This window comes from Leuconostoc miyukkimchii, from assembly GCF_019656055.1.
Lineage (GTDB): Bacteria > Bacillota > Bacilli > Lactobacillales > Lactobacillaceae > Leuconostoc > Leuconostoc miyukkimchii.
On record NZ_BPKY01000006.1, the window covers coordinates 203,320 to 220,362 of the forward strand.

Annotated in this window: 12 protein-coding genes; 4 read left to right on the forward strand and 8 right to left on the reverse strand. The window is 37.0% G+C overall.

Annotated elements, in window-relative coordinates; genetic code table 11:
* Nucleotides 1-374: 374 nt before the first annotated feature.
* The 4 genes from K5Q13_RS07030 to K5Q13_RS07045 form a co-directional block, all read right to left on the reverse strand.
* Nucleotides 375-1,373 carry a LacI family DNA-binding transcriptional regulator gene (locus tag K5Q13_RS07030; protein ID WP_220741000.1) on the reverse strand — a complete coding sequence of 333 codons (999 nt, stop codon included), beginning with the start codon at nucleotides 1,371-1,373 and terminating at the stop codon, nucleotides 375-377.
* Nucleotides 1,374-1,435: 62 nt separating this feature from the next.
* A complete protein-coding gene (locus K5Q13_RS07035; RefSeq protein WP_373306370.1) occupies nucleotides 1,436-2,248 on the reverse strand; it encodes a sugar ABC transporter permease in 813 nt (270 codons plus the stop codon).
* 38 nt (nucleotides 2,249-2,286) lie between these two features.
* Nucleotides 2,287-3,648: a carbohydrate ABC transporter permease gene (locus K5Q13_RS07040; RefSeq protein ID WP_220741002.1), complete on the reverse strand. Its 1,362-nt coding sequence runs from the start codon at nucleotides 3,646-3,648 to the stop codon at nucleotides 2,287-2,289.
* Between the two features lie 61 nt (nucleotides 3,649-3,709).
* The gene (locus tag K5Q13_RS07045; protein ID WP_220741003.1) at nucleotides 3,710-4,948 is read right to left on the reverse strand and encodes an extracellular solute-binding protein; all 1,239 of its coding nucleotides are present in this window, start codon (nucleotides 4,946-4,948) and stop codon (nucleotides 3,710-3,712) included.
* Between the two features lie 351 nt (nucleotides 4,949-5,299).
* Between K5Q13_RS07045 and K5Q13_RS07050 the strand changes: the two genes are divergently transcribed.
* From K5Q13_RS07050 to K5Q13_RS07065, 4 genes are read left to right on the forward strand one after another with little or no spacing between them, the layout of a single operon-like run.
* Nucleotides 5,300-6,403 (forward strand): ABC transporter ATP-binding protein, encoded by a 1,104-nt coding sequence (locus K5Q13_RS07050; RefSeq protein ID WP_220741004.1) that lies wholly within the window; start codon nucleotides 5,300-5,302, stop codon nucleotides 6,401-6,403.
* Nucleotides 6,404-6,454: 51 nt separating this feature from the next.
* Nucleotides 6,455-8,239 carry a glycoside hydrolase family 13 protein gene (locus K5Q13_RS07055; RefSeq protein WP_220741005.1) on the forward strand — a complete coding sequence of 595 codons (1,785 nt, stop codon included), beginning with the start codon at nucleotides 6,455-6,457 and terminating at the stop codon, nucleotides 8,237-8,239.
* A gap of 10 nt (nucleotides 8,240-8,249) precedes the next feature.
* Nucleotides 8,250-9,875: a glycoside hydrolase family 13 protein gene (locus K5Q13_RS07060; RefSeq protein WP_220741006.1), complete on the forward strand. Its 1,626-nt coding sequence runs from the start codon at nucleotides 8,250-8,252 to the stop codon at nucleotides 9,873-9,875.
* Between the two features lie 25 nt (nucleotides 9,876-9,900).
* The gene (locus tag K5Q13_RS07065; RefSeq protein WP_220741007.1) at nucleotides 9,901-11,553 is read left to right on the forward strand and encodes an alpha-glucosidase; all 1,653 of its coding nucleotides are present in this window, start codon (nucleotides 9,901-9,903) and stop codon (nucleotides 11,551-11,553) included.
* Between the two features lie 215 nt (nucleotides 11,554-11,768).
* On the opposite strand, the gene K5Q13_RS07070 is transcribed toward K5Q13_RS07065, so the two are convergent.
* From K5Q13_RS07070 to K5Q13_RS07085, 4 genes are read right to left on the reverse strand one after another with little or no spacing between them, the layout of a single operon-like run.
* Entirely contained in the window at nucleotides 11,769-12,740 is a 972-nt protein-coding gene (locus K5Q13_RS07070) for a Ppx/GppA family phosphatase (RefSeq protein WP_220741008.1), read from the reverse strand.
* Complete coding sequence (locus K5Q13_RS07075; protein ID WP_220741009.1) at nucleotides 12,737-14,869, reverse strand: RNA degradosome polyphosphate kinase; 2,133 nt, start codon at nucleotides 14,867-14,869, stop codon at nucleotides 12,737-12,739. Before K5Q13_RS07075 ends, K5Q13_RS07070 begins: the two co-directional genes overlap by 4 nt.
* 9 nt (nucleotides 14,870-14,878) lie before the next feature.
* Nucleotides 14,879-16,357 (reverse strand): Ppx/GppA phosphatase family protein, encoded by a 1,479-nt coding sequence (locus K5Q13_RS07080; RefSeq protein WP_220741010.1) that lies wholly within the window; start codon nucleotides 16,355-16,357, stop codon nucleotides 14,879-14,881.
* Between the two features lie 28 nt (nucleotides 16,358-16,385).
* Nucleotides 16,386-16,991 carry a DNA-3-methyladenine glycosylase I gene (locus K5Q13_RS07085; protein ID WP_220741011.1) on the reverse strand — a complete coding sequence of 202 codons (606 nt, stop codon included), beginning with the start codon at nucleotides 16,989-16,991 and terminating at the stop codon, nucleotides 16,386-16,388.
* Nucleotides 16,992-17,043: the final 52 nt, after the last annotated feature.

Sequence of the window (17,043 nt, forward strand, 5' to 3'; positions counted from 1 at the left end):
TTCAGCGCTAATATCTATAATTGTTAACCCTACATATTAACGCCAAAGCATCAAAATTATTTGATTGATATCATAATGTAACCGTTTACATTATCTAGTATAAGACATTTTTAATTTTATTGAAAGCGCTTGCATAATAAAAAATTTGTTTATCGAATAATGACATTTAGTGAAATGTTGTTAATTCAAACCATACCAGTTTTTTGGACATATTTTCAAATATTTTTTCGACATTTTTGATGATTTTTAGGAAAACGTTTGTCTAAACATGACGAAATAATTTTATCAATGAACGCATAATCAAATTAATTAACATCATAGGCACTGACAACTTGGTAAGTATCGCGATATTCTTATTACATTCTATCAAGACGCTACCTACACTCATCATCACCCAAATCCGGTAAACAATAAGGAACAATCACACTTGTGGCCTTGGTTTGTTCAAGTAACGACCGTTGATCATTAAATAATAATCGAACCGCTTCACTACCCAAACTGCGCGGTAGTACATCCACCGAATAGAAATACTTACCACCTAAACGTGCATATTCAGAACGATTAAAAGCAATTGTTGGTAGTTTAGAATGTCGCTTTAAATGCGCCTGTGCTTGTTGTCGAGCCAAATAACCAATTTTATCGTCGCTAGCAATTAGACCATCAACTTCTTGATGCTGTTCAAAATAATGTTGCAGTACTTGTTTTTGTTCTTGAAAATCCACTGGTAACGACAATACGTGTCCATCAGGAACAACCACGTGAAATCCCAATTCACGATTTCGTTCGTAGCGCCAGTCAGCCAATGTACGAACAAATAACGGTGCCTTTAAATTGAAGTGTGACACCAAGAGATTACTCGCATCTTCCCCTGCCCTGCGATTATCGTTATCGACATACAGCACATCATTTGCCTGTTCTGGTTCACCCGTCACGACTACACGAGCGTTATTTTCTCGTAATAATTCAGAAATCGGATCATTTTCAACAGTGTAGAGTAAAATGAATCGTCGAACCTGACCAGCTTCAACCATCATTTTAACGGCATTATAAACCTCAGACCAGTTACTACCAGTAGCAGTAGTTAATAAGTATTGACGCGCTACTAATTGCGAATTGATGCCAAATAATAATTGCATCGCAAAGTCATTCTCTGCACTACCAGATGCTTGTGGTTGAAAGACGACACCCACAGTGTTGCTTTCACTTTGAGTTAAGTTCCGTGCGGCAAAATTGGGTGTATAACCCATATCTTTGGCAATTTTTTTAATGCGCTCCTTCGTTCTAACGCTAATTTTTGGTGAATCAGCTAACGCACGTGACACTGTTGAAATAGCCACACCGGATTTATTTGCAATATCTTGTATTGTTACCATACTGACCTCCTGTACACGTTATTTTAACATGAAAAAGATTGAGACTGATGCCCCAATCTTTTTCAGCCCTTAACTGAGCCGCTCGTTACACCGGAAACGTAAAATCTTTGCAAAACAATAAACAAAATGGTAATTGGAATCGCAATAATCACTGCCCCCGCAGCGAAACTCATGAACAATGAGTTAGCCGTTTCTTTGGTCATCATCGAATAGAGCCCGATAGCAACTGTATAATTTTTAACATTATCACCCATAATAACCTGTGCAAAAATGAAGTCCATCCACGGACCAGTGAAGGCCGTCAATGCTGTAAAAACAATGATTGGTTTAGACAATGGCAACGTAATTTTGGTGAAAATTTGCCACTTAGTCGCACCATCCAACATGGCACTTTCATCTAATGAATAAGGAATAGTGTCAAAAAATCCTTTCTGAATATAGAAAGCCAAACCTGCACCAGACACATAAACTAAAATTAAGGCAAACAAACTTTGTGTGAGACCCGCTGCCTTTAAAATGTAATAAACGGCAAACATGGCCATGAAACCCGGAAACATATTCAAAACCAAGGCCACCTTTAAAAATGGGCCTTTTAGCTTGAATTTCAAACGACTTAGTGAATATGCCATTGCCAACACCAAAGCAGTGGAAATAAGCCCGCTAACAATTGAAACGAATAAGGTATTCAAAAACCAACGTCCAAAAGGATACTGAGAATTGGTAAATAGCTGTATATAGTTATGAAAAGTATACGTTTTTGGCCAAAAATAGTTGACAAACGCCCCACCCTCACCACGAAAGCTGGTCAGTATAATCCATAGAATGGGCACAACCCAAACAATTGCCATCACAATCAATAACACATACAGAATCATTGTATTACGACGTTTTACGCCTTTTAAACTATGCATTGTTATGCCTCCATTCCAGAATTTGATATTTTTTTGTAAGCAACAAGCGAGAACGTTGCGGACAAAATGAAGATTAATATACCAATGACAGAAGCCAAATTATAATCAGCCGTATTCAAAGTCAAGTTATACAACCAGGTAATCAATAAGTCTGTTGAACCAGCGCCATAGTAATTTGAGTTAGTGGGTCCACCACCTGTTAACAGATAAATCACATTGAAATTATTGACATTGCCAATGAATTGTTGAATCAGGCTTGGCGCCATAACAAAAACAATTTGTGGAAATGTGATCGACTTGAAAATTTGGAACTTATTCGCGCCATCAATTTCAGCTGCCTCAATTTGCTCCTCAGATTGATTTTGCAAAATACCGGTAGTTACCAACATCGTTGCCGGAATACCAATCCATAAGTTAACAATAATAATGGTGAACTTAGCAAACAACGGATTAGTGAAAAATGGTAAGGAAGTTTTAATCAGGCCAGAGTTAATCAACATCGTATTCACGAGACCACCATCAGCGAACATATTATTCATAATTAATAAACTAATGAACGCTGGAATCGCCATGGTCAAAATAAAGATTGTTCGAAATACCTTTTTACCCTTGATTCCTTTAGCATTAATCATCATTGCCAAAATGACACCGAAGAAAAATGATGTCACAGTCGCTGCTACTGCCCAAATAAGCGTCCATGCTAATACTGGGAAAAATGTGTGAGCCATTTGTCCAGATATCACATTACTGAAATTAGCAAAACCAACCCAACTAAATAAATTTTTTGGGGGTAAATGATTATGGTCGTAGGATGTAAAAGCAATTGCAATCATGTAAATCAATGGCAAAATGGTGAAAAACAAAACGCCGGTCATAGGAATAGCCATTAAAGTGACATGAAGTTTCTCATCAAGCAATGAACCTAGATCTTCTCTCAGAGTAGGCAACGGGTCTCCAGCCTGTTTCAATTCCCAAATTTTACGTGCCGATGCCAGACTAGCACGATATAAAAGAACGAACAGTATGGTAATGATGACCGCTAACATTCCCCACAGCAGTAATAGCATTGAATTATCACCTGCTTTTAATACAGAAATTCCTATTTTTTTATCATAGACCAATCCTTGTGCACGTGTACCCAAGGTGACCATATTATAATAAGCTTTCAGGCCAGCTGTTAATAACCAAGCAATCCAAGTAACTTCTAATAGTAAAAATACAAAACCCTTGAGATATTGTTTGTTTGCAATATTAGCAGCACCCATGACAACATAAGATGCTTTAGTTACGCCATCTGCTTTTTTAAATAACTTCGTTAATGGTATATGCGTTTCAAAGGTCGAATGCTTTTTTCTTTTAAACATTTTTCTTCCCATCCTCCATAAGTATGTACACAGTGAAGTGCTGCATTTCACTGTTTTACTTTCATTTCACTGATTTTGAGGCATTTTTAACCAAAGTTGTCAGTTTTGATGGCATTTGACTATCTGAAATTTTACCTTTATATGTGTCATTAAACAAAGCATCAGCCGATGTCCAGAAGTTGGCCATCGCTGGTGACTTAGGCATTGGTGTTGAGAATCCCTTCTTTGACATATCAACGACGGCCTTAGCTAAAGCATCGTTTTGAATATCTGTTGATGCTTGCACTTTCTTTGATGATGGAATGTAATGTGAATTTTTGAAGCCAAGTTCCTGGGCTTTATCACTTGATAAATACTTTGCTAATTTCATCGCAGCCAATGGTTGCTTAGTATCTTGTTTAACACCAAACAGCTTAACTCCTAAGAATGCTTGCATTTGTTTTTCACCAGAACCAAGATTAACCGTTGGGTACGGTGCGATACCTAAGTTGTCACCAAGTGCCTTTTTATAATCGTTATATGACCATGGTCCAGACAATGTTGCTGAAATTTTCCCAGATTGTAAGAGACTCAATGTATTAGTGTTAGCTTGAACAACTCCGGCGTTGTCTTTTTGCGCTTTCACCCATTTCAGAACTGAAACACCCTTTTTGTTATCAATGTTAGTTCCTTTTGCTTTTTCACCATTAGCGCCGTATAACTTGTCACCAGCTGTGTAGAACAATGAAGAGAAGACGTAGTTAGCACCAGCCGACGCCATATTTGTACCAATCTTACCCTTTTTTGTTAAGCTATTCCAAGACTTGATGTCATCACTATTAAGTTGCGTCTTGTTGTAATACAAGACTTGAGACTCAATACCATAAGGATATCCGTAAACCTTACCTTTATACGTAGCACCTTTCATTGCGTTAGCAATTTGAGTTGACTTTAAACTATTAGCGTACTTGGTGTTTTGATAAATTAATCCTTGAGATGCTAACGAACCAATTTGATCATGTGGAAACATAAAGACATCGGCGGCTGCCGAAGGATCCTTTTGTAGATTCTTAAGTGCATCCGTTGAACTTGTATACTTAATAGTTACTTTGACATTGGGATTAGCCTTTTCAAAATTTTTTACGGCTTGGACATAAGTTGGTTTTGTATCTGTGTCAACCCACAACTTCAATTTTTTCGTTTTTGCTGTCGTTTTGGCAGCACTTACTGTTGGCGTGTCAATTAACAATCCAACGACGGTTGAAGCCGTCATTAGCGTTACCAGTGCACCAGTTGTCACGCTCATCATTTTTTTCGTCATGATTTTTTTTCCTCCAGAAAAAATTCTCTTTGTTTTTTTATTACGCAATCATCATAAAACATTTATGACCGTAATGCAAGCGCTTACATTTTTTATTTTTTTAAACGTAGGAGACAGTTAAAAATATTTTACTTGATCAAAATTGAGCATATAAAGGGATAATTTTAATCAAATTTGACTTATTCAATATTTTTCGCTTTCTTTAAATTAAGTTTTCTACCAGAAAGTATAATGTAATATAATACTTTTGTGGAAGCGCTTGCATTTATTTCAAAATATGCTAATCTAAGTAATGTAAGCGCTATCATTTAAAATAATCATGACATCGTATATTACAAAACGAGGAAAAAAATGGCTGAAATACGTTTGGAACACATCAATAAAACATATCCACATATGGCAACGCCATCCGTGGCAGATTATAATCTTCAAATCCATGACAAAGAGTTTATCGTGTTTGTTGGTCCTTCTGGTTCAGGTAAATCAACTGTGTTACGTATGATTGCTGGTCTAGAAGAAATATCTGGGGGTGAATTTATCATAGATGATAAATTAATGAACGATGTACCACCCAAAGATCGTGATATTGCAATGGTTTTTCAAAACTATGCACTTTATCCTCACATGAGTGTATTTGACAACATTGCATTTGGTTTAAAATTACGAAAAGTGCCAAAAACAGAAATCGCACAACGTGTCAAGGATGCTGCTAAAATTCTTGGTATCGAAGACTACCTCGATCGTAAACCTGCCGATTTGTCTGGTGGACAACGTCAGCGTGTCGCAATGGGACGTGCCATCGTTCGCGATGCAAAGATTTTGTTAATGGATGAACCTCTCTCAAACCTTGACGCCAAGTTACGTGTGGAGATTAGAGCTGAGATCACCAAAATTCACAAGCGTATTGGCGCCACTACAATATATGTGACACACGATCAAACAGAAGCCATGACTTTAGCTGATCGTATTGTGATTATTGATCATGGTGATATTCAACAAGTTGGAACACCACAAGAACTTTACAATGAACCTGCCAACATTTTTGTGGCAACCTTCATTGGCATGCCATCAATGAACATGATTAGCGGTCAATTCAGTAAAGAAATTTTGACAACAAATGATGGCTTTACCTTGAAAATCCCACTGGGATTGGCTAAGCAACTTATTGCCCGTGGCTATGAAGGCAAAAAAGTTGTTTTTGGTATTCGACCAGAAGATATTCATTCTGAACAAGTTGCCTTGGATACTTATCCCGAAAGTAAAGTAACAGCAACAGTCTCCATAGCTGAACTCATGGGTGCAGATTCCATGCTCTACACACAAGTGGGATCACAACAACTCATTGCTCGCGTTAATGCACGCGACTATAATCAACCTGGCTCATCAATTGAATTAGCTATTAACACCAATAAAGGTCATTTCTTTGATGTTGAAACAACTAATCGCATTGTATGAGGTTACGCCTTATACACTCTAAACAATCAAGTATTAACGAGGTAACTATTCATGAATAAAGCAGCAATTTACCATCGCCCTGACTCTGAATATGCTTATTTATATACAGCACATGAGATGCGATTACGTATACGAACAGCTAAAGACGACCTTCAATCCATTACTGTTATCGCCGGTGATCCTTATGATTGGCAAAATGGTTCATGGCAAAAATCAATCGATACAGTCATGACCAAAACTTTAGCTACTGACATACATCAGTATTGGGAAGCCTCATTAACAGCACCTTTCAACCGCTTAAATTACGGTTTTATCATGACTGACACCACTGGTCAACAACTTTTCTATGGTGATCAAGGTTTTGAATCAGTAACACCTTCTTCAAACGATAATAACGGCTTGATGGGAGCTAGTAATTACTTTAAAATGCCCTATTTTCAAGAAATTGACCGTTTTAAAGCGCCCGAATGGATTAAACAAACAGTTTGGTATCAAATTTTTCCTGAACGCTTTGCTAATGGCGAGACACAAAATGACCCGAATGGTAGTCTACCATGGCAGGCGGATGACCATCCGTCCGCTGACAGCTTTTACGGTGGCGATTTGCGCGGTATTATCAATCATTTAGATCATTTTATTCAACTTGGAATTAACGGTTTATACCTCACACCTATTTTTAAAGCGCCTACCAATCACAAATATGACACGCAAGACTATTTTGAAATTGATCTACACTTTGGTAATAAAGAGGATTTCAAAGAATTAGTTGAAAAAGCACATGCTTCCGGTATCCGTATTATGCTTGATGCTGTCTTCAATCACATTGGCGATCAAAGTCCACAATGGCAAGATGTGATCGCTCATGGACGACACTCTAAATACGCTGATTGGTTCCACATTCGTGATTTTCCTGTCCACTATACACCAACTGACAATTTCGAATTTACTGCTGATGCTAACTATGACACATTTGCATTTACGCCGCATATGCCAAAACTCAACACTGCCAATCCAGAAGTTCAAAATTATTTAATTTCAATTGCGACCTATTGGACTAAAGAGTTTGGTATTGATGGTTGGCGTTTAGATGTAGCTAACGAGGTAGATCATCATTTTTGGAAAAAATTTCGTGACGCAATGACATCCATTAATCCGGAAATTTACATACTAGGTGAAATTTGGACAAGTGCACAATCATGGCTACAAGGCGACGAATTCTCAGCTGTGATGAATTATGCTTTTACAGGATCAATTATTGATTTCTTCGCTAAACGTCAAACTAAACCATCCCAGCTGGTTCATAAACTCAATACACAACTTATGTTAAACCGTGACCAAACAAATCAAATGATGTTTAATTTACTTGATTCACATGATGCTCCACGTATTTTAACAGTAGCGCAAAATAACAAAAATATTGTTAAACAAATGTATACTTTTATGTTTTTACAACAAGGAACGCCTGATATTTATTACGGTAGCGAGTATGCCATGACAGGTCAACAAGATCCGGATAATCGCAAACCAATGATTTGGCAAAAAGAGAAACAAGACGAAGATATGTATCAATTCTTGAAGCAACTCATTCAATTACGACATAATTATCAAAACGTTCTTTCAGAAGGAACTTTATCTTGGCAGACTGATGATGAAAATGGCATCATTGGACTCACTCGACAGTTAAATGAAACTCAAATAGCCGCACTGTTTAACACCGGAACAACTAATTATGACGTTTCATCAACATACCACTCAGCAAAAATTATTGCACATGAGTTTTATGCTAATCAGATCATTCAACCAAACGGTTTTATTGTCACAGTTATCAATCAATAAGGAGATTTTTATGAAAACACCTTGGTGGCAATCAGCCGTCATTTATCAAATTTATCCCCGTTCTTTTCAAGATAGCAACCATGATGGTATCGGTGATATTCAAGGTATTATTTCTCACCTTGATTACCTAAAAAAATTAGGCATTGACGCGATTTGGTTGTCACCAGTTTATGCCTCACCTAATGACGACAACGGTTATGACATTAGTGACTACGAAAATATCATGTCTGAGTTTGGCACAATGGCCGATATGAACGCGTTAATTGCCGCTGCTCAGGAAAGAAATATCAGAATTATTATGGATCTTGTTTTAAACCATACTTCTGATGAGCATGCGTGGTTTATGGAATCTAGAAAAAGCCTTGACAATCCTTATCGAGATTTTTATATTTGGCGAAATTCAACCAATAACACAGTTCCCAACAGTTTGCAGTCTACCTTTGGTGGAAGCGCTTGGACGTTTGATCCCCAAACAAACCAATATTATCTTCATTTATTTAGCCAAAAACAACCTGATTTAAATTGGGAAAATTACTCTGTTCGACAAAAAATCTACAAAATGATCAAATTCTGGATTAATAAAGGTGTTGGTGGTTTTCGTTTAGATGTAATTGATTTAATTGGCAAAATTCCAGATGATGAGATAACTGATAACGGTCCCAAACTTCACGATTATCTTCAAGAAATGAATCAAGCAACATTTGCTAATCATGATTTGATGACAGTCGGTGAAACTTGGGGTGCGACGCCTGAAATTGCAAAACTTTACACCAATCCTGATCGGCATGAATTATCCATGGTCTTTCAATTCGAGCATATTAGTTTGGACCAAGAAGATGGCAAAGATAAATGGTTTTACACACCACTTGATATTTCAAAATTAAAATCCGTCATGACCAAATGGCAAACAAACTTGAATCGCGATGATGGTTGGAATTCTCTTTTTTGGAACAATCATGATTTACCAAGAATTGTGTCCAGATGGGGCGATGATTCAAAGTATCGCATAATATCAGCTAAAATGTTGGCTATTTTACTACACATGATGAAAGGTACCCCATACATTTATCAAGGAGAAGAAATTGGACTGACGAACACACCCGTCAATAATATTGCGGCACTACGTGATATTGAATCCTTAAACTATTACCATTCAGCGCTCAAGAATGGTTTAAGTGTTGACACGGTTCTCAATCAAATCAATCATAAAGGACGCGATAATGCACGTCGCCCTATGCCTTGGCGGAACAGCACTAATGGTGGGTTCACAGATGGTAGCCCTTGGATTGACCTCAACGAAAAATATCCCGAAATAAACGTCGCGGCAGCTCTTCATGATCCAAATAATGTTTTTTATACTTATCAAAAATTAATTACCCTTCGTCACAATAATCCAATTGTTATCTATGGTGATTTTGATCTTGTTGAAACTGCTGAGGAAGTTTTTGCTTATTACAGGCACTACGAAGGCATTACTTGGCTCATTGTTACTAATTTTAGTGGCCAACCACAACTGTTTACAAGTAATGATCACATCGAAAAGGTTTTGATAACTAACTATGAATCCCCAACAAGTTTACGACAACTATACCTCAAACCTTATGAGGCATTCGTTGTCCAAATCACACACAAATAAATCATAATAATTGAGGAATAGCATCATGGTACTCGCAAAAGATACTGACCAACTATGGTGGCGATCAGCAATTGGCTACCAAATTTACCCACGATCATTTCAAGATAGCAATCACGATGGTATTGGTGACCTTAAAGGTATAACCAGTCGTTTCCCTTATTTAAAGTGGCTTGGTGTTGATTTTATTTGGTTGAATCCTATTTATACATCTCCCAACATTGATAATGGCTATGATATCGCTGATTTTCAAAATGTTGCATCAGAATACGGCACGTTAGATGATCTCAAAACACTCATAAACAGCGCACATCAGCAAAATATTCGTGTCATTATGGATTTGGTCGTCAATCACACCTCTAATCAGCATTTTTGGTTTCAAGAGGCACAGACCAGTCGTGATAACCCTTACCACGATTTTTATATCTGGCAACCAAATCATAATGATCAAGCACCTAATAATTGGACTAATTTCACTGGTGATAGTGTATGGACTTATAATCAAGCAACAGATGAATGGTACTTTCATCTATTTGCACCGGAACAACCAGACCTGAACTGGGAAAATCAGTCGGTACAAACAGAAATCATCAAAATAATTACTTGGTGGTCTGAGCAAAACATCGATGGTTTCCGGCTAGATGCACTAAGTCACTTAAAAAAAATGCCATTTGATACGCTACAATCAACCGACGACTATCAATTTGAAATATTTGCTAATAATCCGGGCATTGAAGTATTTTTATCTCTACTACATCAAACATTTCAATCACTTCATTTAATGACTATCGGTGAGGCTGGTGGTGTACATGCCGACACTGCTAAATTTTGGACCGGTTCGCAAGGATTTATTGATATGATTTTTGAACTAGAACACCAAGTACGGCAAACTCAAGTGCCACCGCGTGCTAACCGTAATCATTTACTTACTCGTCTCACAGCGTGGGAGAATACTTTGAATACAGATGGTTGGTTAGGATTATATCTTGAAAATCATGATCAGCCAAGATCCATCACCGTTTATGGTAATGATAATCCCCTTGCAGCCAAAAGTTTGGCAACTTTATTGCTTTCGCTTCGTGGCACACCTTTCATTTATCAAGGTGAAGAATTAGGTATGACCAACATGTTATTTACCACACCTGATCAAATTGACGATCCACCAACATACCATGACTATCAACGTTTCTTGGCAGCTGGTATTTCAACAGACGTAGCATTAAAACAAGCTACTAGCTGGTCACGAGACAATGCCAGAACACCTATGCAATGGACAAATTTTGGATTCTCTGACAATGAATTAAATTCAAAAAACACATGGATGGTAACTAATCCCAATACAACATTCCTCAACTACCAAAAGAATAGGCAAGATCCGAAATCAGTACTTAACTATTACCATAAATTAATTCATCTTAGGCGAAAAGATGAGGTTTTAAAATCAGGCCGTTTTCAATCATATGACATTGGTCATCCCGATATATTAATATTTACCAGATATTTATTACCAGACAAACGACTAATTCTGATTAATTTAGCGAGCACTCCCCAATCTATTTCCATCCCTCACAGTATACTGTCTGAAAACTGGCATACAATAATATCAACCATTGAACCCACACCAGAAATATCACCAACTATGCAATTACAACCATTTCAATCTATAATCTGGTACAATTGATATTTATAAAGTAGCCAAACTAAGTAATGATGGTATATACCACTACTTTTTTTGCCAATCGATTACAGACAATATTATTCTTAGCTGGGTAGATCATCTAAAATACCACTGTTTGTAAAAAGATAGTACTTCATTACGAAGTACTATCTTTTTACATTCACCACAAAAATTTAGACGTTAATAAAATCGTTGCAATAATTTAACTCTCTTTTCACTCAATCAACTGTTAATGCGTCTGGTTCTGGTGCGATGACATCATGACCAGTTTGTTGTTTAATTGTTTCAAACAAAATGCCCTCTCTTAATCCAGCTTGTGAAAAGATCACCTGTTGTCCACTTAATAAAATTAATAATTCGATTAAAGGCAAAATGCCACCAACAATAATATCTCCACGTTCCTTAGCTAGACCAGGTATTTTTTTCCGTGCTTCAAGATTCTTGCTCAGAATCATTTGATAAATTCGAGTCGCATCTTGCGTACTTAGGTGGTAACCATGAATTGGTAAATCAACAATCTTTTTCTGACGACGTGATATCTTAGCCAATGTTCGATTACTACCACCTAGCGCTACCAATGGTAGATTGGATGCTTCACTAAGCCATGATACATCCCCAAACATACGACGTAAAGCCACAGTCGCTTCAAAAAGCGAGGCTGCACTAATCACATCGTTTTCTAAAAATTCTTCACTGATTGTAACAGCACCGACTGGTAAACTCACTTCGTGTATCGCTTCTTTATTGCGAACTAACACTAATTCTGCTGAAGCACCACCTGTGTCTAGTATCAGCGCATCATTAATATTAAGCGTATTGACAATACCGATATAATCGTAGTGCGCTTCTTCTTCACCTTTAAGTACTTCCAAAGGCAGTGTCATTTCCTCTTGAAATGCTTTTAAGAAAGCCGCTTGGTTTGTTGCTTGCCGCACTGCAGCCGTAGCAACTGCACGTATCTTAATATCATCTTTAGGATATGATGATAAAGCTTTTTTGAAATATTTCAATGCCTCTAACGTACGTGCGATAGCATCCGGCTGTAAAATTTTATCATTTCCCATGCCCTCAGAAAGACGTACCATTTCTTGATAGCGTTCTAGTATTTCATAATGACCATCATGGTGATACTTACTAACTGTCATTCGTACTGAATTCGATCCAAGATCAATCACTGCCAGTAATGTCATGCTTTTTCTCCTGTAAATGGATTATTAATTGGTTCAAAATCACGTTGTGCGTGTTGTTCTTTTTCACGTTGCTGCTGTTCAACTTGTGATGCCAACGATTCTGCGATAAATATTTCTTGCGCATTAATCGCTGATAATCCGCGACGATCAATTTTTTCAAATACACCATTTGGTTGTAAAATTCTTGTTTTCACGTTATCATCCCACATTGTTTGGAATATTGTCAGCACCCGCTGTCGAAGATTATGATCTCTAATTGGAAAGAATAATTCAACACGGCGGTCTAAATTACGCGTCATTAGATCAGCCGATGATAAATAAACTTCCGGATCACCATCATTGTCAAAACTATAAATACGACTATGTTCTAAAAAGCGACCAACAATTGAATGTACAGCAATATTTTCGCTGACGTTCGGTATACCAACCCTCAGCATTGTAATACCTCGAACAATTAGTTCTACTGGTACGCCTGCTTCACTAGCTTCATATAAACGTCGAATCATACGTTCATCTGATAATGAATTGAATTTCATTTTAATACCTGCTGTTTTACCGGATTTCGCATTGGTAATTTCGTTGGTGATTTTATCGTATATAAAATCACGAATACCATCAGGTGACATATGTAATTGATGAAAATAAAGCGGATCAGAATAACCAGTTAGAATATTAAAAATAGAGGCAACATCAGCGCCTAACTCACTGTCACTTGTGAATAAACCTAAATCAGTATAAAAATTGGCTGTCACATCATTGTAGTTACCCGTTCCTAAGTGGACATAGCGTCGAATGGCATCATCTTCACGACGTACAATTAAGACAACTTTTGCGTGTACCTTTAATCCTCTCAGACCATAAACAACATGTACGCCTTCTTGTTCCAATTCTCGCGCCCAATGCACATTATTTTTTTCATCAAAACGCGCCTTAATTTCAACTAAAACCGTCACTTGTTTTCCACGTTGGGCTGCATCCGCCAAGGCCTTAATGATTGGTGAATTACCAGACACACGGTATAGCGTCATTTTAATAGCTAAAACGTCATCATCACGTGCTGCTGCTTGTACAAATTGCACAACAGGTTTAAATGTATCATAAGGATGATGTAAAAGATAATCATTTTTTTTGATACTATCAAACATCTTATCTGGTGCTAACGCTTGTTCTTCATATCCCTTAAAAGCAGAAAACTCTAATGATGGCGCATTTATCAATTTCAACCAAGCATCAATAAACGTTAAATCAATTGCCCCGTTAACATCGTAAACTCGCTCATCCGGAACTTCTAAAGCCTTAATCAATTTAGTCATTAATGTTTTGCTCGTATTAGCACTGACAATAACACGTATGACACGTCCACGTTCTCGTTCTTGCAACTTACTTTGTACTTCTTGTAAAATATTTGGTGTATCTTCATCATCAGCAACGTCTAATTCCATGTCACGTAAAATATGGAAAACTGTTGATTCCTTGATTGTATAACCTTGAAATAATGCATCCAAAAATAACTGCACAACTTCTTCTACTAAAATCACTTGATTGGATTCTGGTAGAGAAATAACACGCCCTGATGTTTCTGGTACTTGTAAAACAGCAATGTGTTTTTCAGATTTTTCATCATCTTTTTTTAGTCTCACTCCAATATTAAGCGTATCATTGGCCAAGAATGGAAATGGTCGTGTACTGTCAATTGCCATTGGTGTTAGAACCGGCAATAGCTCTTCGTCAAAGAAACGCTTTAAAAATTTGATTTGATCCTCGTTTAAATCTGTTGAATGTTGTAATGCAAAACCATGTTTTTTCAAAGCAGGAATGATACTACGATTCAAAACTTGATACTGACTTCTAATTTGCTCACCGGCTGCCGATGATATTTCTTTTAATTGCTGTTTTGGCAACAAACCAGAGGCGTCCACTCTGTCATGCCCCACAAAAACCTGTTGCTGTAAGCTAGCCACTCGTACCATGAACCATTCATCCATATTTTTTTGCGTTATTGACAAGAACTTCGCACGTTCTAATAAAGGGTTTTGAGTATCACGCGCTTCTTCCAGCACACGATTGTTAAAAGCTAACCAACTGATTTCTCGATTAACATAATATTTAGACTGTTTTAATTGTGTCATAATATCCTTTTAACTCCGTTTCCCTTGTCTTTTTAGCGTAATCGGCATGCCAAAAACCGCTTCGAAGAACCGAGATTTTTTTGCGAATACGTAAATTTCCAACTGCAAATCAAGCGTTGTATGACCAACAACAACTATTTTTTCTGGTTTAATTGAAACTGTTAGTTTCGTAATCTTTTGTAATCGACTATCATCCAAAGCATCTGCCAAACGCAACAAGGCTGCCATTTTAGCAATTCGTATACGTTGTCGTGGTGAAAATTCTTGTGTCGCACGTAGCGCATTATCTGGTGTCTCAGCACTGTGATATCTCGCAATTGCAGCAATCATACGCTGTTCTGAAGTTGATAAGCCATGGAAATCTATACTTTCCAATATTTCTTCTGAATATTGATAATGGCGCTGAGAATTAATAAAACTACCGACATCGTGTGTTAAAGCCGCAACACCCAACAATAAACGATCGCGTGTGTCTAATCGATGATATTTTTTCAAGCGGTCAAACAATCGCCACGCATATTGCAAAACAATTTCACGATGTTTTTCTTCAACCATATAACGATCAGCAATACCTCTTGCAGCAGTGATAATATCTTCTTGTGCTGTCGTATCTGTGACTATCAATCCATCTAACACTGTTAAATTACTGATATGTACATATTTAGCATCCACAGCATCCATCACATTCATGACTAGAATTGCTTCCATAAAAATCATCCACACATCTTTAGTAAGCACATCATACTGATCCGAAATGGATTGATTATTAGTCTGATCGAAATTAGTAATTAATTTTGCAACTTCCTCTTTACTAACAGTCACATCTTGCTTATGTCCCAAAAACATCTGATTAAAAACATCTGCTCCGAGTAGCACCATAGTATCACTTGCCTGAAAAGGTGGCAACATATGCCAAAAATCAGCCAATTTACTATTAATAAATTCTGGTAGTAAATCCGACATCTGCGTTATTTCTGCAGTCATCTGTCGAATAGACTGTGTTAAACGTACCGGACCAATCGCTGAATGTTGTGAAAATTTAAATTGATCGTTTTCAAAATAGGATAAATCAATTCTCGTAGAACTAACACCTAAAACAAATGTATTGCCATTACTTAATACTTTTTTGTCATGAATTCGCAAAGCTAATTGTCGATAATAATTTTCCTGATTAGCATTTAACCAATAAAGTTCAAGTCCGGTAACATTTTCCACTTGATCAACAAAATATACTGCATTAGGCATTTTAGATAAATTTTCACTACCAAAAAGGCGCACATCACTGACTGAATAGTCCCGCAAAAGCTGTTGAAATCTTTGTAGCTGCAATAAAGCGCGTTGCATAACATCAGTTGAAAATGTTGCGAGTTCCAAATCATTTTCACTGTATTCTCGTTTGACTGTTTCAATTTGCTGCCCACTACCATCAACAATTTGTAGTTCTGCAACACCTGAACTAAGTAAAATAATACCCTTCAATTTTGCCATCACCACCGCCCCCTTGGCTTGTAGTTTATTAATTAGGATTAAACGAGCAAGTTAATTCGTGATCATTTATAACACCCATCGCTTGTAAATAGGAATAAATTGTAACAGGACCAGTAAACTTGAAGCCCCGTTTCTTCATATCTTTAGCAACAGTTTGTGATTGTTCATTTTGCACCGGGATGTCACTTGCTGATTGAATATGATGATTAATAACTTGCCCCTTAGTAAAAGACCACATATAATTTGAAAAACTACCAAATTCTGCCTGCAAATTCTTGATAATTTGCGCGTTATTAACTGTTGCTGCAATTTTTAAACCATTGCGTATAATTTGTTTATCTTGTTTTAAATGTATCACATCTTCATCTGACATGCTTATAATTTTATCAATATCAAATTGATAAAATGCGTTATTTAAGCCCGCTCGTTTTTTTAAAGAAATTTCCCAACTTAATCCTGCCTGAAAAACTTCCAGTGTCAGTAACTCAAACAACTTAACATCGTCATCACGTAAGGGATGCCCCCACTCTTCATCGTGATACATAGTCATAATATCAGACTGTGGATAATTACTTACCCAAGCACAACGCTGTTTGTTTATATGCTGCAACTCATCATCATTTTTAAAAGGCATATACATCATTACCACTTTCTTCAAGAGAAATAAATTTAATAAAAAACCACCT

Coding starts and splice junctions, on each gene's coding strand:
- K5Q13_RS07030 (WP_220741000.1), bottom strand. CDS start 1,373: ATGGTAACAATACAAGATATTGCAAATAAATCCGGTGTGGCTATTTCA.
- K5Q13_RS07035 (WP_373306370.1), bottom strand. CDS start 2,248: ATGATTCTGTATGTGTTATTGATTGTGATGGCAATTGTTTGGGTTGTG.
- K5Q13_RS07040 (WP_220741002.1), bottom strand. CDS start 3,648: ATGTTTAAAAGAAAAAAGCATTCGACCTTTGAAACGCATATACCATTA.
- K5Q13_RS07045 (WP_220741003.1), bottom strand. CDS start 4,948: ATGACGAAAAAAATGATGAGCGTGACAACTGGTGCACTGGTAACGCTA.
- K5Q13_RS07050 (WP_220741004.1), top strand. CDS start 5,300: ATGGCTGAAATACGTTTGGAACACATCAATAAAACATATCCACATATG.
- K5Q13_RS07055 (WP_220741005.1), top strand. CDS start 6,455: ATGAATAAAGCAGCAATTTACCATCGCCCTGACTCTGAATATGCTTAT.
- K5Q13_RS07060 (WP_220741006.1), top strand. CDS start 8,250: ATGAAAACACCTTGGTGGCAATCAGCCGTCATTTATCAAATTTATCCC.
- K5Q13_RS07065 (WP_220741007.1), top strand. CDS start 9,901: ATGGTACTCGCAAAAGATACTGACCAACTATGGTGGCGATCAGCAATT.
- K5Q13_RS07070 (WP_220741008.1), bottom strand. CDS start 12,740: ATGACATTACTGGCAGTGATTGATCTTGGATCGAATTCAGTACGAATG.
- K5Q13_RS07075 (WP_220741009.1), bottom strand. CDS start 14,869: ATGACACAATTAAAACAGTCTAAATATTATGTTAATCGAGAAATCAGT.
- K5Q13_RS07080 (WP_220741010.1), bottom strand. CDS start 16,357: ATGGCAAAATTGAAGGGTATTATTTTACTTAGTTCAGGTGTTGCAGAA.
- K5Q13_RS07085 (WP_220741011.1), bottom strand. CDS start 16,991: ATGCCTTTTAAAAATGATGATGAGTTGCAGCATATAAACAAACAGCGT.